Source organism: Streptomyces sp. NPDC002092, from assembly GCF_053593775.1.
This window is the reverse complement of record NZ_JBSFDG010000016.1, coordinates 112,792-133,545: the sequence shown is the minus strand read 5'-3', so window position 1 is coordinate 133,545 and position 20,754 is coordinate 112,792. Positions and strand designations below refer to the sequence as shown.

At 71.0% G+C, this 20,754-nt stretch carries 21 protein-coding genes and 1 pseudogene; 7 read left to right on the top strand and 15 right to left on the bottom strand.

From position 1 onward, the window contains the following. Positions 1-291: 291 nt before the first annotated feature. Entirely contained in the window at positions 292-1,080 is a 789-nt protein-coding gene (locus ACWCRD_RS32885; protein WP_450969385.1) for an SGNH/GDSL hydrolase family protein, read from the bottom strand. Positions 1,081-1,113: 33 nt separating this feature from the next. Next, positions 1,114-2,118 (bottom strand): LacI family DNA-binding transcriptional regulator, encoded by a 1,005-nt coding sequence (locus ACWCRD_RS32880; protein WP_450969384.1) that lies wholly within the window; start codon positions 2,116-2,118, stop codon positions 1,114-1,116. Between the two features lie 138 nt (positions 2,119-2,256). Between ACWCRD_RS32880 and ACWCRD_RS32875 the strand changes: the two genes are divergently transcribed. The 4 genes from ACWCRD_RS32875 (at position 2,257) to ACWCRD_RS32860 (ending at position 4,853) form a co-directional block, all read left to right on the top strand. Continuing rightward, a complete protein-coding gene (locus ACWCRD_RS32875) occupies positions 2,257-3,147 on the top strand; it encodes an amidohydrolase family protein (RefSeq protein WP_450969383.1) in 891 nt (296 codons plus the stop codon). A 44-nt stretch (positions 3,148-3,191) separates the two neighbouring features. Further along, complete coding sequence (locus ACWCRD_RS32870; protein WP_450969382.1) at positions 3,192-3,692, top strand: cysteine dioxygenase; 501 nt, start codon at positions 3,192-3,194, stop codon at positions 3,690-3,692. A gap of 160 nt (positions 3,693-3,852) precedes the next feature. After that, on the top strand, positions 3,853-4,155 hold the full coding sequence (locus tag ACWCRD_RS32865; RefSeq protein ID WP_450969381.1) for a hypothetical protein: 303 nt from the start codon (positions 3,853-3,855) through the stop codon (positions 4,153-4,155). A gap of 257 nt (positions 4,156-4,412) precedes the next feature. After that, a complete protein-coding gene (locus tag ACWCRD_RS32860; RefSeq protein ID WP_450969380.1) occupies positions 4,413-4,853 on the top strand; it encodes an OsmC family protein in 441 nt (146 codons plus the stop codon). A gap of 32 nt (positions 4,854-4,885) precedes the next feature. On the opposite strand, the gene ACWCRD_RS32855 is transcribed toward ACWCRD_RS32860, so the two are convergent. From ACWCRD_RS32855 to ACWCRD_RS32840, 4 genes and pseudogenes are all read right to left on the bottom strand, one after another. Beyond that, positions 4,886-5,035: a hypothetical protein gene (locus tag ACWCRD_RS32855; RefSeq protein ID WP_450969379.1), complete on the bottom strand. Its 150-nt coding sequence runs from the start codon at positions 5,033-5,035 to the stop codon at positions 4,886-4,888. Positions 5,036-5,164: 129 nt separating this feature from the next. Further along, the gene (locus tag ACWCRD_RS32850) at positions 5,165-6,031 is read right to left on the bottom strand and encodes a sugar phosphate isomerase/epimerase family protein (RefSeq protein ID WP_450969378.1); all 867 of its coding nucleotides are present in this window, start codon (positions 6,029-6,031) and stop codon (positions 5,165-5,167) included. Further along, complete coding sequence (locus ACWCRD_RS32845; protein ID WP_450969377.1) at positions 6,028-7,044, bottom strand: Gfo/Idh/MocA family oxidoreductase; 1,017 nt, start codon at positions 7,042-7,044, stop codon at positions 6,028-6,030. The genes ACWCRD_RS32850 and ACWCRD_RS32845 overlap by 4 nt, the downstream gene beginning before the upstream one ends. A 59-nt stretch (positions 7,045-7,103) precedes the next feature. Further along, positions 7,104-7,494, bottom strand: a pseudogene (locus tag ACWCRD_RS32840) (MFS transporter); the annotation flags it as partial. A gap of 247 nt (positions 7,495-7,741) precedes the next feature. Here ACWCRD_RS32840 and ACWCRD_RS32835 point away from each other — a divergent pair. Beyond that, the gene (locus ACWCRD_RS32835) at positions 7,742-8,797 is read left to right on the top strand and encodes a LacI family DNA-binding transcriptional regulator (RefSeq protein WP_450969501.1); all 1,056 of its coding nucleotides are present in this window, start codon (positions 7,742-7,744) and stop codon (positions 8,795-8,797) included. Positions 8,798-9,069: 272 nt separating this feature from the next. On the opposite strand, the gene ACWCRD_RS32830 is transcribed toward ACWCRD_RS32835, so the two are convergent. The 7 genes from ACWCRD_RS32830 to ACWCRD_RS32800 form a co-directional block, all read right to left on the bottom strand. Then, positions 9,070-9,819: an SDR family NAD(P)-dependent oxidoreductase gene (locus ACWCRD_RS32830; RefSeq protein ID WP_450969376.1), complete on the bottom strand. Its 750-nt coding sequence runs from the start codon at positions 9,817-9,819 to the stop codon at positions 9,070-9,072. Beyond that, the gene (locus ACWCRD_RS32825) at positions 9,816-10,787 is read right to left on the bottom strand and encodes a fumarylacetoacetate hydrolase family protein (protein WP_450969375.1); all 972 of its coding nucleotides are present in this window, start codon (positions 10,785-10,787) and stop codon (positions 9,816-9,818) included. Before ACWCRD_RS32825 ends, ACWCRD_RS32830 begins: the two co-directional genes overlap by 4 nt. A gap of 28 nt (positions 10,788-10,815) precedes the next feature. Continuing rightward, positions 10,816-11,754 carry a VOC family protein gene (locus tag ACWCRD_RS32820; protein WP_450969374.1) on the bottom strand — a complete coding sequence of 313 codons (939 nt, stop codon included), beginning with the start codon at positions 11,752-11,754 and terminating at the stop codon, positions 10,816-10,818. A gap of 10 nt (positions 11,755-11,764) precedes the next feature. Beyond that, entirely contained in the window at positions 11,765-12,763 is a 999-nt protein-coding gene (locus ACWCRD_RS32815; protein WP_450969500.1) for an amidohydrolase family protein, read from the bottom strand. A gap of 23 nt (positions 12,764-12,786) precedes the next feature. Further along, the gene (locus tag ACWCRD_RS32810; protein WP_450969373.1) at positions 12,787-13,923 is read right to left on the bottom strand and encodes an FAD-dependent oxidoreductase; all 1,137 of its coding nucleotides are present in this window, start codon (positions 13,921-13,923) and stop codon (positions 12,787-12,789) included. 83 nt (positions 13,924-14,006) lie between these two features. Next, positions 14,007-14,969 carry a cyclase family protein gene (locus ACWCRD_RS32805; RefSeq protein ID WP_450969372.1) on the bottom strand — a complete coding sequence of 321 codons (963 nt, stop codon included), beginning with the start codon at positions 14,967-14,969 and terminating at the stop codon, positions 14,007-14,009. Then, complete coding sequence (locus ACWCRD_RS32800; RefSeq protein ID WP_450969371.1) at positions 14,966-15,952, bottom strand: fumarylacetoacetate hydrolase family protein; 987 nt, start codon at positions 15,950-15,952, stop codon at positions 14,966-14,968. The genes ACWCRD_RS32805 and ACWCRD_RS32800 overlap by 4 nt, the downstream gene beginning before the upstream one ends. 152 nt (positions 15,953-16,104) lie before the next feature. On the opposite strand from ACWCRD_RS32800, the gene ACWCRD_RS32795 reads away from it, so the two are divergent. Further along, complete coding sequence (locus tag ACWCRD_RS32795) at positions 16,105-17,070, top strand: LysR family transcriptional regulator (RefSeq protein WP_450969370.1); 966 nt, start codon at positions 16,105-16,107, stop codon at positions 17,068-17,070. A 157-nt stretch (positions 17,071-17,227) separates the two neighbouring features. On the opposite strand, the gene ACWCRD_RS32790 is transcribed toward ACWCRD_RS32795, so the two are convergent. Both ACWCRD_RS32790 and ACWCRD_RS32785 read right to left on the bottom strand, forming a co-directional pair. Next, positions 17,228-18,493 carry an MFS transporter gene (locus tag ACWCRD_RS32790; protein ID WP_450969369.1) on the bottom strand — a complete coding sequence of 422 codons (1,266 nt, stop codon included), beginning with the start codon at positions 18,491-18,493 and terminating at the stop codon, positions 17,228-17,230. 268 nt (positions 18,494-18,761) lie between these two features. Continuing rightward, on the bottom strand, positions 18,762-19,700 hold the full coding sequence (locus ACWCRD_RS32785; RefSeq protein WP_450969368.1) for a PfkB family carbohydrate kinase: 939 nt from the start codon (positions 19,698-19,700) through the stop codon (positions 18,762-18,764). A gap of 73 nt (positions 19,701-19,773) precedes the next feature. Here ACWCRD_RS32785 and ACWCRD_RS32780 point away from each other — a divergent pair, with 73 nt between their 5' ends. Beyond that, positions 19,774-20,649 (top strand): lysozyme, encoded by an 876-nt coding sequence (locus ACWCRD_RS32780; protein ID WP_450969367.1) that lies wholly within the window; start codon positions 19,774-19,776, stop codon positions 20,647-20,649. Positions 20,650-20,754 lie beyond the last annotated feature (105 nt).

Genomic DNA, 20,754 nt, shown 5'->3' with positions numbered 1-20,754 from the left:
TGCCCCAGCTTCCTGCCGGACCATGACCGCGTCCATGCTTTGGACTAGACCAAACGGCTTCTTGGTCTAGACCATGCAATTCCTTTGCGCTGTACCTGTCAGGTCGGTGGCGGGTCTTGTGCGGTTTGGCCGGTGCGCGGTAATTCGTCATCCGTCATCCGTGAACTACCGGCACACCGGCCCCGGGCGCGAGCACCACTCGGGCCTGCTGGGCTGCTGCTGCGCCCGTGCATCCACCTGGTGACTCCTCCCCCTGGCAAAAGCGAGGCGGCTTCTCGCCGAGCGGGTGGTTCAGGCGGCTTGCTGCGGCGTCACCGGGGTCGGCTCCGGTCTCTTCGCCGTGAAGCCGTCCCCCGGCACCCGGCCGCGCAGCCGCCGCCACAGCCAGGGCCCCACATGGTCCACGGCCCAGCGCACATCGGCCTTCACGGCACGCAGCACCGGGACCGGGGACGGCGCAGGCAGCGGGTCGGCCCAGCCGTCGTGGCCCGGCAGGCCGAAGGTGTGGGCCATGCCGGCGGCGATCCGGGCGTGTCCGATCGGACTCGCATGCAGCCGGTCGTCGCTCCACAGCCGCGGGTCGGCCGTGAACGCATGCGGAAAGACGTCCAGGACGGCAACCCCGTGCCGTGCCGCGAGCACCCGCAGCCGCGCATTGAGGCCGAGGATGCGAGGCCGGACCCGGCGCGCGACCGGTGACACCTTGCCCAGGTCCGGAAAGGTCATGGTGGCGACGCGCGCGCCCGACGCCGACAGCCGGGCGAACGTCTCCTCGATGTTCGCGGCGACCGCCTCCGGGTCGTAGCGCGGCCGTACGACATCGTTCATGCCCGCCGTCACCGTCACCAGATCCGGCTGCAGCGCGAGCGCCGGAACCAGTTGATCAGCCCTGATCTGGGCGCTGGTCTTGCCGCGGACGGCGAGATTGGCGTACGTGAGCCCTGGTTGCTGCTGCGCGAGGATCTCGGCGAACCGGTCGGCCCAGCCGCGGTGCCCGCCCGCCGGACCCGGATCACCGATGCCCTCCGTCAGGCTGTCGCCGATCGCGACGTAGCGCAGACAGGGGTGGGAGCCGGTCATGCCGTGTGAGTCTATCTTCGGTTCATCCAAAGTTCAGACCCGCACGGCCGACCCGCGCTCCCGCATCCGCGGCGCACACAGCACCCGCTTCCTGCGCGCCCGCCTGCCCTCGATCGCCGCGACCGTCAGCCGCGCCGCCTGGGCCGCGATCTCGCTCAGCCCCCAGTCCACCGTGGTCAGCGGAGGCGTGAGCACCCGCGAGACGGGATGGTCGTCGAAGCCGACCACGGAGACGTCCCGGCCCACCTCCAGGGAGTCCTCCGCCGCGGCCGCATACACCCCGTACGCCAGCGAGTCCGAGAAGCAGAACACCGCCGTCGGCGAGTGCGCACCCTGCAGCACGCGCCGCGCCACCGCCGTCGCCTCGCCCAACTCCTGCGGACAGGGCACCAGTTCGGCCCGCAGCCCGAGCCGGTCGGCCGCCTCCCCCACGTACACATCGGCCGGCCGGTCCGGTGTGCTCGGCCGGGTCGGCGTCAGGACGGTCACCCGGCGGTGGCCCAGCCCGTGCAGATACTCCAGTACGGCGTCGATGCCGGCCCGGTTGTCGAAGATGACCTGCCCGGCCGTGCGGGCCCGGCTCAGCGAGTCGCCGACGGCCACCACCGGCAGCGCGTCCGCGATATCGGCCCAGCCCTGCGCCGAGGGATCCACGGGAGACACCAGCAGCGCGTCGACCCGCTGATCGCGCAGCTGCTTGGCGAGGACCAGCTCGCGGTCGGGGTCGCCGCCCGCGTCCAGGATCAGTGCATAGCGGTCGCCGGCCAGGAGTTCCCGGCCGATGGCCGCCATCAGCTGCTGCTGCCACAGGTCCTGGAGGTCGCCCGCCAGGACACCGACCATGCTGGTACGGCCGCTGGCCAGGGCCCGCGCGATCGGGTCGGCCTCGTAGCCGAGCTCGGCCGCGGCCCTGCGCACCCGTTCCTCGGTCTCCTTGGAGACGTGTTTGCCGCGCAGGGCATAGGAGACGGCTGCGGTGGAGAGGCCCGTGGCCTCGGCCACCTCCCGGAGGGTGGTGCGCTTGTTGGGCCTGGCCATGCCGGGAAGCCTACCGGGGCGGCTGCGCCTTGTGGTCGCATCGCCCCGCGACACCGTTGACACGGCTTCTTGTTAAGCGGTTAAGTTAACCGCATCAGTGAATCGCTTAACATCGCTCTCCCCAGCGAGGATCGCCGCGTGCCCACCGACGTCCACCAGCACATCTGGCCGCCCGCCCTCATCGTGCTGCTGCGCTCCCGCACGACACCTCCGCACCTGGACGCCTGGACCCTGCACCTGGCCGGCGAACCGCCCTACGCAGTCGACCCCGCCGACCACGACCCCGAGGCCCGCACCCGCCTCGCCGCCGACGACGGACTCGACCTGGCCCTGGTGTCCCTCTCCAGTCCCCTCGGCATCGAATATCTGCCGCCCGCCGAGGCCGTCCCCCTGCTGACCGCGTTCCACGACGGCGCCCTCGCCCTCCCGGCCCCCTTCGCCGTCTGGGCCTCCCCCTGCCTGACGGCACCGGACCCCGAAGCGGTGGAACGCGAACTGCGCCGCGGCTGCGTCGGCCTCCAACTCCCCGCCACCGCCCTCCTCGACGCGGCAGGCTGGGCGCACTGCGCACCCCTCCTCGACGTCCTCACCCGCCACGACAAGCCCCTCCTGGTCCACCCCGGCGCGGCCCCGCCCGCCGACGGCACCCCGCCGTGGTGGCCGGCCCTGGTCCCGTACGTGCAGCAGCTGCACGCCTCCTGGTTCGCCTTCCGCGCCTTCGGCCGCGCCCGCCACCCGGCGCTGCGCGTCTGCTTCGCCGCCCTCGCGGGCCTCGCGCCCCTGCACGGCGAACGCCTCGCCGCACGCGGCGGCGGACGCGGCGAGATCGACTTCGACGTGTTCTACGAGACCTCCTCCTACGGCACCCGGGCCGTCGACGCCCTCGTCCGCGCCGTCGGCATCGACGTGGTCGTCAACGGCAGCGACCGCCCCTACGCGCCGCCCGTCGTCCCCGACCTCGGCGCGGACGCAGCCGTCCACGCCCTGCGCACCGTCAACCCCGCCCGCCTGCTGCACGGCCGCACCTGAACCACCGTGCCCCGAGCCCGACGCAGCTCCGAAAGGAGCCACCCATGACGTACGAGTCCCTGCCGGAGCGGACCCTCGACAAGCACGAACTCCGGGCCCTCGTGACGGACCTCGCCGTCCGCCCGGACCTCTGGCGCGCCCACGTGGCCTTTTCCGACCAAGAGCGGCACTACGCCTCCCTGTACCGCGACGCCTACGTCGACGTCTGGCTGCTGTGCTGGACCCGGCAGAACGACACCGGCTGGCACGACCACGACCTCTCCGCCGGCGCCGTCATCGTCGTACAGGGCGCACTCGAGGAATCCACCCCGCGCATCGGTGGCAGCCATCTGCGCGTCACCGTCGACGCGGGCACTTCCTTCTGCTTCGGCCCCGAGCACATCCACCGGCTCAGCGGCGCCACCGACGACGCCGTCTCGATCCACGCCTACTCTCCGCCACTGTGGCGGCTGGGCCAGTACGACATCTCCGCGGACGGCCTGATGCGCCGCATCTCGGTCTCGTACGCGGACGAGCTGCGCCCCCTGGACACTCCCGCCGCCTGAGAGGGTTCGCGCAAGTCCGGTCTGCTGACCGCGAGTTCGTAGTCCCGGGGGGAGCGCCCGGGAAGCGCCGTGGGAACCGCGAAATCCCTCGTTCCGCATGGCTCACCCAATCGGCCGCGCTCGGAGCGAAATTGGCCGCAGGGGTGTGCAAGGTGGCTGCATGAACACAACGCAGGGGAACAACCCCACTCGCTCAGGCCGCGCCAACAAGATCGCTTTCCGACTTCCGCGAATATTCGCGGTGAGTGCCGTGCTGGGCATCGCCTGCGTGGCCGGAGCGGCGACCGCCGCTTCCGCCGCTGACGCGACGCCCGCCGTGCAGCTCACCGCAAAGACGACCGCTGCCGAGCGGAACTCGGTACAAGGCCACGGTGGCGAAAGAAGTCACCGTGGCCGTGGTGGTGGTCATGATGACGATGGCGACAACGAGTGCAACGGCCTGATCGTCCTCCTCTGCGTCTGACCATCGGCGGCAGAGTCGCCTTCACCCACAGGGCGGGCGGGAAGAGGGACAACTCCCTCTTCCCGCCCGCCCTGCCGTGCGTCTTCATCCGGGCCCGGCCGACCGACAAGCCCGCCACCGGACGCATCCGCTCCGGCTTCCTCGGCCACGACAAGGTCGGCTCCCCCGTGAGCCGTGCCGACAGCGCCGCGTCAGCAACGGACCGGGACCACGGTCCCACCGCCCGGATACCCCGCGGAGCGCTTAGTGTCGTCGCCATGGCAGAAGACTCCCTGCGCTCCGTCACCGTCGAGCGCACCAGCACCGGACACTTCGTCGCGACCAACGCCCGCGGCGGCACGATCAGCTTCGGGACCGGTTCCGAACCCCAGAGGGAGGATGAATTCACCCCGGTCGAGTTGCTGCTCGCCGCGCTCGGCGGCTGCACGGCGGTTGACGTCGACATCGCCACCAGCCGTCATGCGGAGCCGACCAGGTTCTCCGTCGCGGTGACCGGCAACAAGATCAATGATCAGCTCGGCAACCGGATGGCCGATCTCCAGGTCACCTTCTCCGTCGCCTTCCCGGACGGCGAGGGCGCGGACCGGGCCCGCGCGATTCTTCCCCGGGCCGTCAAGACGTCCCACGACCGCCTCTGCACGGTCAGCCGCACGGTCGAGACCGGCACGCCCGTCGCCGTGACGGTCGAGGAGGCCTGACCGCACGTCAGGTACCTGCCAAACTGGTTCGGTCAGAACAGCACGCAGACCTGCTTGCCGTTGGAGAAGGCGTCACCGCCGAGCCCGATGATGTCGTCGTGCCTGGTGCCGGTCACGCGGACGGCGGCCCCGCGCAGGTTCTTCGGGTGCTTGCTGAACGAGCCGTAACCATAGAGGTTCACGACGGCCCCCTTGCGCGGCTCGGTGTCCGGGCCGTATCCCGGCGAAGGGTCAGCCGTTCGGCCGAGGCAGGGCAGACCGGCCGGTCGGCCCGGCCACGGAATCCCGGTGGACGGGTCAGACCCGCCCGGTCACCCGGCGAGCTCCTTCGTGATGCGGTCGAGCATGAAGGCCGAGGAATCCCTGGCGCGTTCCTCCCAGGCGAAGACGCAGGCCGTGGCCACGCCGTCGAAGTTCAGTTCGCGCAGCGTGCCGAAGAACGCGTCCCAGTCGACCTCGCCCTGGCCGATGTCGAGATGCTGGTGGATACGGGCCGGGGTGCCGGGCGGGTTGAGGATGTAGCGCAGACCGCTGGAGCCCTTGTGGTTGAAGGAGTCCGCGATGTGCACGTGCTGCAGCTTGTCCCCGGCGTAGCGCATCATCGCCGCGATGTCCGCCGTGGGGTCCGCCCCGGAGAGGTGGAAGGAGTGCGGGGCGCAGTAGAGGTAGTTCACCCATGGCTTGTTGATGGCGCGGACCAGGTCGACCGCGGGGGTGTTCTCCTCGCAGAAGTCATCCGGGTGGGCCTCCAGGTTGAGGGCGATGCCTTCGCGCTCGAACAGCGGCAGGAGTTCCTCAATCGAGCGCCAGAAGGCGGCCTCGCTCTCGGCGGCCCGCTCGGGGCGCCCGTTGAACTCCGAGTTCATCAGCGGACATTCGAGATCGGCCGTGATCTCGATCATCCGCTTCCAGTACCGGACCGCGGCCTGCCGCTCGGTCTCGTCCGGCGACGACCACTTGTACAGCGGCAGCACGGAGGAGAGCTTGACGCCGTATGTGCGCAGGGCGTGCTTCAGTTCGGCGATGCGCCCGTCGTCCGCCCGCGGGTGCAGGAAGAACGGCATGAAGTCGTCCCGCGGCGACAACTCGATGTACCCGTAGCCGAGTTCGGCGACCGTGCGCACCATGTCGTCGAGCGGCAGGGCACGGAACATGTACGGGTCGAGGGCGATCTTCACGCGGCACCTCCGTAGAAGACAGGGCGGGGCTTGAGGTCCGTGGCGACCACGCGGCCCGACTCCAGGGCCTCGACGGTCGCGCCGGTGACGACGGTCGCTGCGTAGCCGTCCCAGGCCGAGGGGCCGGTGGGCTCCTCGCGGGCGGCGATGCCGGCGATCCACTCGCGGAACTCGGTGTCGAAGGCGTCCCGGAAGCGGCCCACCCAGTCCGTGAGCACCTCGGTGCTGTGCCGGGCGGCGGTGCGCACGCCGACCGCGGCGGGGTCGGGCAGCCGTACGAGACCCTCCTCGCCCACCGCCTCGCACTGGATGTCGTAGCCGTACTGGCAGTTGACGAACACCTCGAGATCGATGCGGACGCCCTTGGCGGTCTCGAACAACATGATCTGCGGGTCCTTGAGGTGCTCGAACCGCTTGCTGGTGGCGCGCGGGGTGATCACCTGGGTGGAGACGATCTCGTCGTCGAGCAGCCAGCGCAGCACGTCCACCTCGTGCACCGCCGTGTCCAGGGCGGCCATGCCGGAGGTGTAGGACTCCGGGACGGCGGGATTGCGGTGGGCGCAGTGCACGATCAGCGGCTCACCGATCCGGCCGGCGTCGATGACCTGCTTCAGCTGCCGGTAGCCGAGGTCGTAGCGGCGCATGAAGCCGACCTGCACCAGGCGGCGGCCGTGGGCCGACTCCGCCTCGACGATCCTCAGGCAGTCCTCGGCGGTGGTGGCGAGGGGCTTCTCGCAGAACACCGGCTTTCCGGCGGCGATCGCGTTCAGCACGTGCCCGGCGTGGGCCGGGCCCCAGGATGTCACGAGGACGGCGTCCACGTCGTCCGCCGCGACCACGGCCGCACCGTCGGGCAGCACCCGGGCGCCGACCGGCTGAGCCGCCTCGGCGGCGCGGGCGGGGTCGATGTCGGTGACCGCGGTGACCCGGGCGCCGGTGACGGTGTGAGTGAGGCGCCGGATGTGCTCCTTGCCGATCCAGCCGGCGCCGATGACGCCTACGCGCACAGTCATGGGAGGTGGTCCTTTCTGCGGTCCCCGGGCCGCCGTCGGCCCGGGGACGGAGGGGGTGTTCAGGAGAAGCGCGCCCGGAGTTCGGCTTCGAGTGTTCCGAGCGTGCGGCCCTTGGTCTCGGGGACGTAGAGCTTCACGAAGGTGAAGGAGAAGATCCCCGCCACCACGAGCAGGAAGAAGGTGCTGGAGATCCCGATCCCCGACACCAGGGGCGGGAAGACGAGACCGATCACGAAGTCGGTCAGCCACAGCACCACGGCCGCGACGCCCATCCCGAAGCCGCGAGAAGACCCCGATCAGCAGCAGGGCGGCCGTGGTGCCGATCTGGCCGGTCATCAGCATCGGACGGCGGTTGCCTCTGCTCAGCAGCCAGATCCCGACGAAGGTGGCCGGGGCCGAGATCACACCGTTGGCGATGTTCACCGTCAGCGCGAGGTCGGCGGCGAAACCGGTACCGGCCGCCCGGTTTCTCCTGCTCCTCCTTCACCGGTTCCCCCTCGCTCCGCAGGCTCCGGGGGAGCTGTCACGGAAGGCTTTCTGGCGCGCTCTACTAGCGCGCTCTAGTCCGAGTACGATGACTCCTGTCCAAATGTCATGTCAATAGCTTGGTGCCGGGAGATTTTTCGGCCGCCCGATAAGGTGGGCGAGTCGGAGGGTGGGTTCTCAGGTGGATGCATCGGGCAAGCAGCGGCCCACGATGGCGGACGTCGCCGAGAAGGCGGGCGTCTCCCGGGCGCTCGTCTCGATCGTGTTCCGCAACCAGCCGGGGGCGAGCGAGGAGACCCGGCAGCGGGTGCTGCGGGTCGCGGACGAGATCGGCTACCGCCCCGACAGCGCGGCCCGGCTGCTGGCGCGTGGGCGCAGTCGCACGATCGGTGTGATGTTCACCGTCCACCAGACCTTCCACACGGACCTCATCGAAGGCATCTACCCGGAGGCGGAACGGCTCGGCTACGACGTCCTGCTCTCCGCCTCCGCCCAGGCGCGCAGCGAGGCCAAGGCCGTCGAGGCGCTGCTCGGCCACCGCTGCGAGGCGCTGATCCTGCTCGGCCCCGACGCGGAGCCCGCCTACCTCGACGAGCTCGGGCAGCGCGCCGTCACCGTCTCGGTCAGCCGCAGGGTGCCGCGCGCCCGCGTGGACTTCGTGCACAGCGCCGAGGGCAAGGGTGTACGTCAGGCGATGGACCACCTCGTCGAGCTGGGCCACCGCCGGATCGTGCATATCGACGGCGGCCGCGGCCCGGGCTCCGCCGACCGCCGGCGCGCCTACCGGGCGGCGATGTGCCGCCATGGGCTGGAGGCGGAAGTACGGGTGATTCCCGGCGAGCACACCGAGCAGTCCGGCATCGAGACCGGACGGCTGCTGGTGGCGGAGCGCGACCAGGGGCTGCCCCTGCCGACGGCCGTTCTGGCGGGCAACGACCGTTGTGCATGGGGCCTGTTGATGGCTCTGACCCGGGCCGGCCTGGAGATTCCTCGCGACGTGTCCGTGGTCGGATACGACGACAGCCATCTCTCCCATCTGATGCCGATCGGCTTGACCACCGTGCGCCAGGACGCGCGGCTCATGGCGGAACACGCCGTACGGTTCGCCGTGGAACGGCTGGAGAAGCCGGAGCTGGAACCGCGGGAAGCGGTCCTGGACCCCAAGCTGGTGGTCCGGGGCACCACCGGACCGGCCCCGGAACCGGCTGCCGACGGCCGCAGGTTCGCTGAGCAGTTCGGCCGGCAGGCTGCCCGCCGCGGCGAGTGACCACGGCAGCAGCCCGCCCGCATGGCCCGCGATCGTGCCGCGCCGCGCGCAGACCCGGGAGCGGACCGCTGCCTGGGGCGAGGCCGCACGGCGGGCGCTGTAGCCACGTTGCCGAATTCCTGCTTTTCGGCGCCGGCAGTGCGACCGGTGTCGAGGTCCGGCACGCATTCCACCAGGACCGGGCCCCGGGCGCCGTGAACGAGGCCCTGGCGCCGACCATGCCTGGATGAGCAGGCCGGGCAAGGCTCTTTCCGCCGTGCGGTGTTGCTGGTTCAGGCGTCGCGACGCAGGGCGTCCGAGATCGGCATCGCGCCGCCGTGGCAGGTGAGGCCGCCGTCCACCGGGATCTCGGCTCCGGTGATGAAGGCGGAGTCGTCCGAGAGGAGGAAGGTGACGAGCGGGGTGATGTCGTCGACGGTTCCGGTGCGTCCGAGGGGTGTGCCGGTGAGGTTGGCCTCGCGGAAGGCGGGTGCGGCGGAGGCGGTCATCTCGGTCTCGATGTAACCGGGGTGGATGGTGTTCACGCGGATGCCGCGTGGTCCCAGTTCCATGGCGGCGGTGGCCGACAGGCCGCGCAGGGCCCACTTGCTGGCGGTGTAGGCGACCGGGTAGTGGGCGATCAGGGCCGCCGAGGAGCCGACGTTCACGATCGACGCCCCGGGGCGCATCAGCGGTGCCAGGTGCTGGATGCCCAGGAGCGGCCCGGTGACGTTGACGGCGTGGACGCGGGCCATGTCCTCGGGGCGTACCTCGTCGATGCGGGCGCGCCAGGTGACGCCCGCATTGTTGACCAGGCCGTGCACCCGCCCGTAGGACTCCCGCAGCTCGGCGGCGAGGCCGGCCCAGTCCTGCTCGCTGGTGACATCGAGGCGGCGACAGCCGGGCCCCTCCGTCACATCGGTGGCGATCACCCGGGCGCCCTCGCGGGTGAGTGCCTCCGCCTCCGCGGCGCCCTGGCCGCCCGCCGCGCCCGTCACCACGACGACCCTGCCGAGCAGCCGCTTGCGACCGAGGCCGCTCACGGCCGCTCCCGCGAGCGGCGCCGGCCGGCCGGGAGGGGCAGCGGATCGGGGCCGCGCACCACGGTGTTGGAGACACTGCCGATGCCCTCGACGGTGAGCGTGACCGTGTCGCCGGGCTTCAGCGGCGCCGGATCCTGTCTGCCCCGTACGCCCCACAGCTCGGCGAGACAGCCGCCGTTGCCGCAGGTGCCCGAGCCGAGGACGTCGCCGGGGCGCACCCAGGTCCCGCGCGAGGCGTAGGCGACCATCTCCTCGAACGTCCAGCTCATGTTGGACAGCAGGTCCTTGCCGACCACCTCGCCGTTCACCGCGGCGGTGAGACCCAGCCGCAGGAACCCCTCCTCGTCGCGGTGCTCGTCCAGTTCGTCGGCGGTGACCAGACAGGGGCCCAGCGTGGTGGCGGTGTCCTTGCCCTTGCACGGGCCGAGACCCACCCGCATCTCGGCGGACTGCAGATCGCGGGCGGACCAGTCGTTGAGGACGGTGTAGCCGACGATGTGCTCACGCGCCTGCTCGGGAGTGAGATCGCGGCCCTCCTTGCCGATCACGGCGGCGACCTCCAGCTCGAAGTCCAGCACGCCGGATCCCGGCGGCACGGGAATGTCGTCGCCCGGCCCGTACACCGCATACGGATTGGTGAAGTAGAACGTCGGGGCCGCATACCACTGCTCGGGCACACCCACGCTGCCGTCCACGGACCGCCGTACCCCCTCGACGTGCTCCTCGAAGGTGACGAAGTCCCGTACGGTGGGCGGCTGCAACGGCGCCAGCAGCCGTACCTCCGAGACCTGCGGGCCGCCCGGTACGTCGATCGCCGCGGAGCCCGCGTCGAGCAGCGCGGGCAGACCGCCGCACTCGGCGAGCAGCCCGCTCAGCGAGGTGATGCCGGGCAGGGGGTGGAGCGTGCCGTCCTCTTCGACGACGGCCACTTGGCGCCGGGTGCGGTACTCGTACGTGACGAAACGCATGGGCGGGGTCCTCTCGGAGGGAGGGCGGTCAGACCGGCGGCGCGATGAAGACGCCGCGGTCGACGTCGTTGAAGGACTCCTTGGCGACCAGTTCGTTCATGGGGTTCGCGGTGCCCCACTGGTCGGTGACCTCGGGCTGGGAGAAGTCGTAGACGTGCGGGTGCCAGGTGTCCTCGTCCAGCACCTCGAGCTCCGTCGTGTACTCGACGGTGTTGCCGTGCGGGTCGAGGAAGTACGTGAAGGTGTTGTCGCCCGCCATGTGGCGGCCCGGGCCCCAGATCTTCCGGACCCCGGCCCGCATCACACGCCCGGAACCGCGCATGTACTCGTCCAGGCCACGCATCTCGAAGGAGACGTGGTGCAGGGCGGTGTGCGGGCCCTGCGCGATCGCCATCGAGTGGTGCTGGTTGGAGATCCGCATGAAGTGCATGACCTCGCCCATGTGCGGCGAGCTGAGCGTGTCGGAGAGACGGAAGCCCATGTGACGCTCGTACCACTGCCGGGTGCGGTTCAGATCGGGGGAGTTGAGGACGACGTGCGACAACTTGACCGGGATGGACTCCTTCTCCTCGATCCTTCGGTGCTGCCGTACCCGGACGTCGGCGGAGACCTCGATGGTGCGGCCGTCGACGTCGAAGAAGCGGAAGCCGTAGCCCCCTCCGGGCGTGTCCATCTTGCCCGGCTGTGAGATCAACTGCACGCCGTCGGCGAGGAGTTGCTCGGCGAGGGCGTCCACGTCGGCCGTGCTCGCAGCCCCGTAGGAGACCAGGTCGAGGCGCTTCTCGTCGGCCTTGCGCAGCCGGATGACGTACTGCTCGGGGCTGCCCTCGGCGGCCAGGAAGGAGATGCCGGAGTCCTCGGCGACCTTGGTCAGGCCCCACACTCCGGCGTAGAAGTCGAGCTGCTTGTCGTAGTCGGGCACGGCGAGGTCGACATGCCGCAGGTGGGTCAGCAGGCGGTTGCTCATGGGGGCCTCCTCAGGCGAGGTCGAGCAGGGCGGCGGCGTTGCCGCCCCGCACCGCGTGGAAGTCGGGTTCGGGCAGCTCCGCGGCGCGCAGCGCGTCCAGCGGGTCGTCGGTGCCCATGTCGAAGGGGAAGTCGGAGCCGAGCAGGACCCGCTCCGGCCCGGCGGCCCGGAGCAACTCCCGCAGGACGTGCCGGTCGTGGACGAGGGAGTCGAAGTGGAGCTGCCGCAGGTAGCTGCTCGGCTGCCGTGCGCAGCCGCGGGCGTCGGGGCGGGCCCGCCAGGCGTGGTCGGAGCGGCCGATGTGGGTGGGCAGATAGCCGCCGCCGTGGGCAGCGATCAGCTTCAGACCCGGATGGCGGTCCAGGACACCGGAGAAGATCAGATGGGAGAGGGCCACCGCGTTCTCGGTGGGCTGACCGACGGTGTTGGACAGGTACCACCGCTCCAGGCGCTCGTCGAGCGTGCAGCCGAAGGGGTGCAGAAAGACCAGCGCGCCGGTCTCCTCCGCCCGCGACCACAAGGGGTCGTACGCGGGATCCGACAACTCGCGGCCGGGCGCGTGCGAGGAGATCTCCACGCCCTTCAGCCCCTGGTCAAGCGCGTGGTCGAGCAACTCCACGGCCACTTGGGGGTGTTGGAGGGGCACCAGACCAAGGCCGTGCAGCCGGTCGGGGGCCTTCGCGCAGTGCGCGGCGGTGCCCTCGTTGGCCAGCCGGCATATCTGCTCGGCCAGTTGGGGACCGGCCCAGTAGTGGTAGTGCGACGGGGACGGGCTGACCAGCTGGAGGTCCACACCCTGCGCGTCCATCGCCGCCAGCCGTACGGCGGCGTCCGTCAGCTTCGGCAGGCGGGCGCCGACCATCGGACCGTTCACGGCCAGGGCCGCCGGCCCGTTGCGGCGGGCGTCGAGGTCGCGGGCCTCGGTGAGCCCGGGATGCCCGGCGACGGTCTCCTCGACCTCCGGGAGCAGAAGGTGGGCGTGGACGTCGATCGTCGGGATCGCCGACATCGGCGAGGGGCCGGTCGGATCGGTCACGGGAGTTCCTTCAGCGCGTTCATGGTGCGGTCCATCAGCCCTGGTATGTCGGCGTCGCGCACCCCGTCGAGCGTCCACTGGCCGAGCTGCACGGAGGCGTCGACGACCATGCGCACCCGGGGCAGCCGCCGGTCCCGGTAGTCGGTGAAGAGCCGGTCGTCCCAGTCCTCGCGGCTGGTCAGCAGCTCGGCGAGGACCAAGGCGTCCTCGAGGGACATCGCCGCGCCCTGCGCGAGGGTGGGCGGACAGCAGTGGGCGGCGTCTCCCACCAGCACGACCCGGCCGCGGTGCCAGGGTCCGTCCACCAGGTGACGGTCGAACCAGGTGTAGTTGACCTTGGCCGGATCGTCGATGTGTTTCACGATCTCGGGCCAGAAGCCGCCGTAGCCCTGTGCGAGGGCACGCATCTCGTCGGCGTACGACTGCGGCGGGATCGACGCACGGTCCCGGCACCCCTCGACGACGTAGGCGTAGAGGGTGCTCTCGCTGGTCGGGCAGTATCCGGCGATATAGGCCGGGCCGCCGTGGGCGAGGTCGGTGCGCTCCAGGCCCTCGGGACGCGGGGCGGCGATGCGCCAGATGGCCATGCCGGTCGGTGCGGGCTTGTCGGTGATGCCGATGGCGGCACGGGTCGCCGAGTTGAGACCGTCCGCGGCGACGACCAGGTCGTACCGGCCCTCGATGCCGTCGCTGAAGCGTACCCAGACGCCGTCGCTGTCCTGCTCCAGGGACTCGGCGGTGACGCCCAGGCGCACGGTGGCGCCGGACGCGCGGACCGCCTCGCTCAGGATCTGCTGCAGCCGGGGCCGCTGCATGCCGACGGTGGCGGGCAGCTCCGGGCCACCGGTCTGGATGTCCTCGGCGACGAACAGCACGGTGCCGTCGGCCGTGGTCACCCCGAGCGAGCCGAAGGCGAACCCGCAGGCGCTCACCTGCTCCCAGACGCCCAGCTCGCGCAGCACCCTGAGGGCGTTGCCCTGGAGGGTGATGCCGGAGCCGGTGGAGGCGTGCCAGTCGGGACTGGCCTCGATCAGGTCCACCGTGATGCCCGCACGGCGCAGCAGGATCGTGACGGCGTTGCCGGAGGCGCCTCCGCCGATGACGAGTACGGAACGGGCGCAGGGATCAGTCATGTAGGGGATACCTCCCGGTCGGGGCCGCACGGCTTCGGGCGGCGGGGGATGCGGCTCGCCCCTTCAGGGCGCGGCTGTGGGCGTTACTTGACGGCGAGCGGGTTGACCGGGGAGCCGACCGCACCGGTGATGGGCAGCGGCGCGGCGGTGAGCCAGAACTCGTACACGCCGTCTTCGGCGCAGTCCGTGGCGAGCGCGTCGAGATCCCACATCTCGCCGACGAGCAGTCCGACGTTGGGGATGACGACCTGGTGCAGCGGCTGGAAGGCGTTCTCGAACTCGTTGGGCCGCACCTCGAAGCCCCAGGTGTCGGTGGCGATCGCGGCGATCTCGGTGCGGTGCAGCCAGCCTGCGGTGGTGAAGGACAGGCCGGGCGCGGGCCCGCCCGCATAGTCGCCCCAGCCCTCGCGCCGGGCCCGGGCGAGGTGCCCGGTCCTTACGAGGACGATGTCGCCGCGCCCGACGGCCACCCCGTGCGCCGCGGCGGCCGCGGCCAGATGCTCCTCGGTGATCGCGAACCCGTCGGGCAACTCACCGTCTTCGCCCATCACTTGGCCCACGTCGAGGAGCACTCCGCGCCCGGCGACACACGGCGCCATGTGCTCGATGCCGGTGACGAGGTCGCCGTCGGAGGTGACGACCTTCTCGGCCGCCCGCCCGTTCCAGGCCTTGCCGTGGTCGAAGATATGGCCGAGCCCGTCCCACTGGGTGGAGCACTGCAACGGCATGGCGATCATGTCGTCGGCGCCGCCGATGCCGTGCGGGAAGCCCTGGTTGCCGAGGGCGGCGTCGGTGCCGGTGTCGAGCATCGTGTGGACGGGGTTGGTCCGCCGACGCCAGCCCTTCTGCGGACCGTTCATGTCGAAGGACTGCGACAGGGAGAAGCTGACCCCCCGGCGCACGAGCGCAGCGCCTTCGCGCCGCTTGGCCTCGTCGAGGAAGTTGAGCGTGCCGAGCACATCGTCCTCACCCCAACGCCCCCAGTTCGAGTAGGCTTTGGCGGCCTCAGCGATCGCCCCTTCCGGGTCGTGACGGTCAAGAGTCATGACGCTCTCTCCCCGACACATCGGGTGCGCTGAACGCCCAGACCGCTGATGGAGCCCTCCATGACGTCGCCGTCGCGCAGCAGCCGGCCCCAGTGGATGCCGTTGCCGGCCGGGCTGCCGGTCAACACCAGGTCGCCGGGCAGGAGTCGGGAGGTCCGGGAGATGTACGACACCAGCCGCGCAACCCCGAAGAGCATGTCCTTGGTGGACTCGTCCTGCATGGTGTCGCCGTTCAGCTTCAGCGTGACCCGAAGGTCCTCCGGGTCGGCAATCGACCCGGCCGGCACGAGCCACGGCCCGAGCGGGGTGAAGCCGGGGGCGTTCTTGCACCGCAGCCAGTCGGTGCCGATGGCCTTCATGTCCCGGCGGAAGACGGTGGCACGGTCGGTGAGGTCGTTGGCGATCGTGTACCCGGCCACGTGTCCGAGGGCCTCTTCCACCGGCACCCGGTAGGCGGGCTTGGCGATGACGGCCGCCAACTCCAGCTCCCAGTCCGGCTGTTCGGCCCACTCGGGCAGTACGACGTCGTCGAACGGTCCCGCGATCGTGCTCGGCAGGCCGATGAACACGTAAGGCAGGTCCTCCGCGGCCCGGCGGTCCATGACCGCGGCGATCTCGGCACGTGCCTCCTCGACCGTGCGCGGATCATCGGGGGAGCGGTGGGCGACCTCCAGGTCGATCACGTGCTGCCGGTAGTTGGCGCCGGACTGGAAGATCTGGCGGGGCTCCAGCGGGGCGTGCACCCGCAGGCCCTCCAGCGGCCGCCAGCCGAGGGCGGTGTCGGCCGCCAGGGCGTGCAGCACGGGGAGGGCCTGCTCCCACCGCTCCACCACGGCACGCACCCCGGACGGCGTCCAGTCCAGGGCCTCGCTCAGGTCGAGTACCCGGCCCTCGGCCAAGAGGCCGGGGAAGGGATCTTCGTCGTCCTGGGCCGAGAACGTGCCGAGCGCGAACGGGCCGGCAGGTTGCACGAGCGTTGCCATGGGATTTCCTCCTGCTGGGTTGCGGTCTACTCTGACCCTGATCAAGCAATCAGGGAAATCAATCCTGTGGATCTGGCACATCCACGGCATGGATGACTCGTGGGGTCTGCTCTCACGCATCAGCTCGCCAGCTCGCTCCTGGGTGGTAACCGGTGAACCTGTCCCGACTCGACCTCAATCTGGTCCTCGCCCTGCGTGCGCTGCTGGAGGAGCGCAACGTCACCCGGGCCGGCGAGCGCATCGGCCTGAGCCAGCCCGCGATGAGCGCGGCGCTGGGCAGGCTTCGCCGTCATTTCGGCGACGAACTGCTCGCACGCACCGGGAACTCCTACGAGCTGACCCCGCTCGGCGTCGCCCTGCGAGACCGCAGCGTGACCGCCTGCGACCTGCTGGAACGTGTCTTCTCCAGTCAGGCCGACTTCGACCCGGCCGCGGAGACCCGGGAGTTCACGCTGCTCGCCTCCGACTACGGCACGGCTGTCTTCGGCGCCGCGCTGGCCCGCGCCCTGCACCACGAGGCGCCCGGTATCCGGCTCACCTTCCAGCACACGCCGCCGTCCGTCGTGGAGAACCCCGCCACCGCGCTGAGCACGGTCGACGGTCTGCTGATGCCGCACGGCGTCATCGACGGCCTGCCCGCCGTCGACCTCCACCAGGACCGATGGCTGTGCCTGGTGGCCGACGACCACCCTGAGATCGGTGACGAACTCACCCTCGACGATCTGGCGCGCCTGCCCTGGGCCGTCTACCAGCGCCCCTACGACGCTCCCGCGGCCCGCCAGCTGAGCATGATCGGCATCAGCCCCCGGGTCGAGGTCTCCGTGCAGGCCTTCCAGTTGCTGCCCCACCTGGTCGAGGGCACAAGCCGGGTCGCGATGATCCAGGAACGCCTGGCCCGCAGAGCGGTCCGCTCCGCCGCGGTACGCGTCCTGCCCTGCCCCTTCGAGGCCGTGCCGGTGCAGGAGGCGATGTGGTGGCATCCCGTCCATGCCCAGGACGCGGCCCACATCTGGCTCCGGCAGAAGGCGACAGAGGTGGGCGCGACGCTGACGGGCAACGGTCACGAGACGGCCGGCTCCGTCGCACACGGGGGCGGGCCGGCGCCGGGCCGGCTGTGATCCGTTCGGCGCCGGCCCGGTGCGGGTGTGGGACTCGGGCCGATCGGGCGCATTGTGGCCGAGGGGCGACGGCGGTGGGCGGCCAGGGCCGCGGCCATGACCCAGCCCGCTCGCGGTTCCTGAACGACGCTGTCTGCGGTCGTCGGTGTACGCAGCCTCAGGCCAGTTGTTCCGGCAGCGGCCGGGACTCGGCGGCGGGCGCGCGGCGGCGGGCCGCCAGCAGTCCCGCCGTGACGAGAACGGCGGCCAGCCCCAGTACGCCCACGGCGCCGGCGAGGCTGCCCACCGCCGACTCCACGGCCAGCAGCACCAGCGGGCAGACGAACTCACCGGCGAAGAAGGCCGCCGTCCACAGCCCCGTGCCGCGACCGCGGTCCTCGAAGGCCAGCCGGGACATGGCGCCGGTGAGCAGAGCGGGCAGCAGCATGCCCGTACCGACACAGTTGATCACCGCTCCGACGACCAGCAGCGGTGCGTTGCCCGCGAGGAACATCACCCCGAAGCCGACCCCGCAGACGGCGAGAACGGCCGGCAGCATCCCGTCCGGGGAGCGCCCGAGACGGGCGAAGGTGATCGCCCCACCCACGGTCGCGGCACTGGCGATCGCCGTGGCCAGGCCGATCACACCGGAGTTCTTCGTCCCGAGGTCGTCGAGCAGGTACGACATCTCCACCGGGACGGTGTAGAAGACCATCGCACCGAAGAAGGTCAGGGCGCAGATGCCCCGCAACTCCCGCCAGGGGAAAGGCCGTCGGACCTCCCGCGCGGCCGGTGCCCCGACGGCCGGGCGTGCAGCCGGGTCGGGCAGGGCGGTCGCCATCAGCGGGGCGAGTGCCAGACTCACGGCGTACACCCAGAAAGGCACGCGCCAGCCCGCCGATCCCGTGGCGCCGCCCAGCACGAAGAAGACGGTGGCCGAGGCTGAGGCGCACATGGTCTGCAGCGCGAGGTACTTCACCCGCCGCTGCCCGGAGTAGTAGTCGCCGATCAGTGTGGTGCAGCACGTCATGATCGCGGCCTCGGTGACTCCGACGAGGGCGCGGCTGGCGATGATGGCGCCGAGCGAGTCCAGCCAGAGCGGCGCGGTGCCGAACAGGGCGTACAGCAGGGTCGCCGCGATCAGCAGACGCTTGCGGCCGAGCCGGTCCACGATCACGCCGGCGAACGGGGCCAGCAGGGCCAGCGCCAGCGCCGGAACGGTCAGCGCGAGCGGCACCAGCGCCTTGGCACCGGGAACGGATCCGAAGTGGTCCTGCATCTTCGGCAGCACCGGCGCGATCAGCACCGCCCCCAGGATCGGCAGACAACTCCCCGCCATCAGCAGGGTCACCCGCAGCAGATGGGCCGGACCCGATACGGCTACGGGTGACGGAGCGGCGTCTTCGACCGCGGCGGCTGAGGGCGGCGGGACGGAACCGGGCATGGCGACTCCAGGCAGGGTGTACGGAAGCGGGCATGCTTGTCAGGGGCGCCATCGGCGCTCGGCATGCAGGGGACGGCCGCGCGACGGGCGGCTGGTCCGGACAGCCGCGTGGCGGGTTGGGACGACTATGGGCCCCTCCGGAGCCTGGCCGCCATCCTTGACGCGATCCGAATCACGTATCCGGAGCATCCATGCGATGGATGAGCCGATGTGCGTTTGAATCTTCAACCACAAGTGGGGCAGAGTGCGCCAGTAAATGGGTGTGGCCTCAACTGCCTTGCATCCAGGCACGCGTGCCGAACGACGCACACGCCCGCGAGGCCACAGCGGCCGCACTTCGCAGTGCCCGTACGAAACCCTCCGACGTCAGGGGCCCCTGAACGGCGAGGTGATGAGCGAGCGCCCCATGGAGCACGTCACCCGCCCCCAGCGTGTCCGCCACACGGACCGCGGGCACCTCCACCGTCCCACTGCTGTGGGGGCCCGCCCACATGATGGGCCGACCTCCCCGGCTGACCGCCGACCAGACGACCCCGTGCTCCCGCAGGAACCGCAGCACGTCCGTCGGCGTGCCGGCGCCGGGCGGGCGGAAGTCGGCCGAGCAGACGGCCACGTCGATGAAAGGCAGCAGGTTCTGCGTGCCGTCCTTCCAGCTGCCCCCGTCGAAGACGGTCGTACGGCCGGCGGTACGCGCGAGCCGGGCGGAGGCCACGGCCAGGTCCATGTGGTGGCCGTCGAACTCCGCGATGTCGCAGGCGGCCACCAGCACGTCGAGATCGTCGGGCGGGGCGAGCCGGTGGCCTATCGCGTTGGTCGAGGCGACGGCGCGGTCCCCGCTGGACGCAGTCACCAGAATGGACGAGACGGCCGGCGGCTCGGCCGACTCCGCCGCCAGGTCCGACACGGCCACGCCCAGGCGCCCGAGGTCCTCCGTGACCCCGACCCCCAGCGGATGGGAGCCGATCGCGGTGAGCAGCCTGGCCGTGCCACCCAGGTGGCTGAAGGCCGCGGCCGCGTTCGCAGCAGGACCGCCTGCCGCGACGACCTGCTCACGAGCCGTCAGTTTCTCGTTCGAAGCCGGCGCATGTTCCACGAGCTGGATGACATCCAGCGTGCACAAACCGACGAACAGCCCTTCAGGGCGTCCTTTCGTCGCCTGCACCACCCGCCAGCACCTCCTCCTGCACGGGCATGCGGTCACGCCCATTCGAGTACTCCGACCCCGGGAATGCCTTCATTGGGCGGTACATGGCGTGCGGTGCGGCGCGCCCCGGGGTCAGATGGGTTGCGTGCCAAGCTGCTTCCGTCCTCAGCACGGCCGCTCGCGCTGGCGTCTTATCGCTGCCCTGACCGGCCTCCTCCTCACCCTGCCCGCAATGCCGCCCGCGTACTCGGCGGCCGGACCCTGGCCCGATCCGCCCGTGCGCGGCGGCGCCTACATGGGAATGGGCGTCGGAAAGTACGAAGGAATGGGCGCCCACGACCCCGATCCCGACCCCCCGCCCCTACAGGTCGGCCAGACCGAGGGCGTCGACGTCTCCAGCTACCAGGGCGAAGTCGGCTGGTCCGCCTTGTGGAGCAGCGGCACCCGCTGGTCCTACACGAAGGCCACCGAGGGGACGTCCTACCAGAACCCCTACTTCGCCCAGCAGTACGACGGCGCCTATCGCGTCGGCATGGTCCGCGGGGCGTACCACTTCGCCACGCCGGACTCCAGCAGTGGCGCCGCGCAGGCCGACTACTTCGTCGACCACGGCGGGCGCTGGTCCGCCGACGGCCGAACGCTGCCCGGTGCCCTCGACATCGAGTGGAACCCCTACGGTGACGCCTGTTACGGCAAGACCAAGAGCGGCATGGTGGCCTGGATCCATGCCTTCCTGAACCGCTACAAGGCCCGCACCGGTCGCACCGCCGTGATCTACACGGCCACGAACTGGTGGAACAACTGCACGGGCGGCTACAAGGGCTTCGGCTCCACCAACCCCCTGTGGGTCGCCCGGTACGCCTCTACGGTGGGCGAGCTTCCGGCGGGCTGGTCGACGTACATGATGTGGCAGTACACGTCGTCCGGTGCGACCGTCGGCGACCACGACAAGTTCAACGCCCCCGCGGACAAGCTGCGGGAGTTCGCGGCCGCTCACCGGGCCGACGACTGACCGTTCCCCGTGCCGGCAGGGGCCGACCGCCCGCGCAGGCGCGGCCGCAGGGAGATGCGGCCGGGCCTGCACGGTGGGGGCGTCCCGCAGGAACGGTCAGGGCCT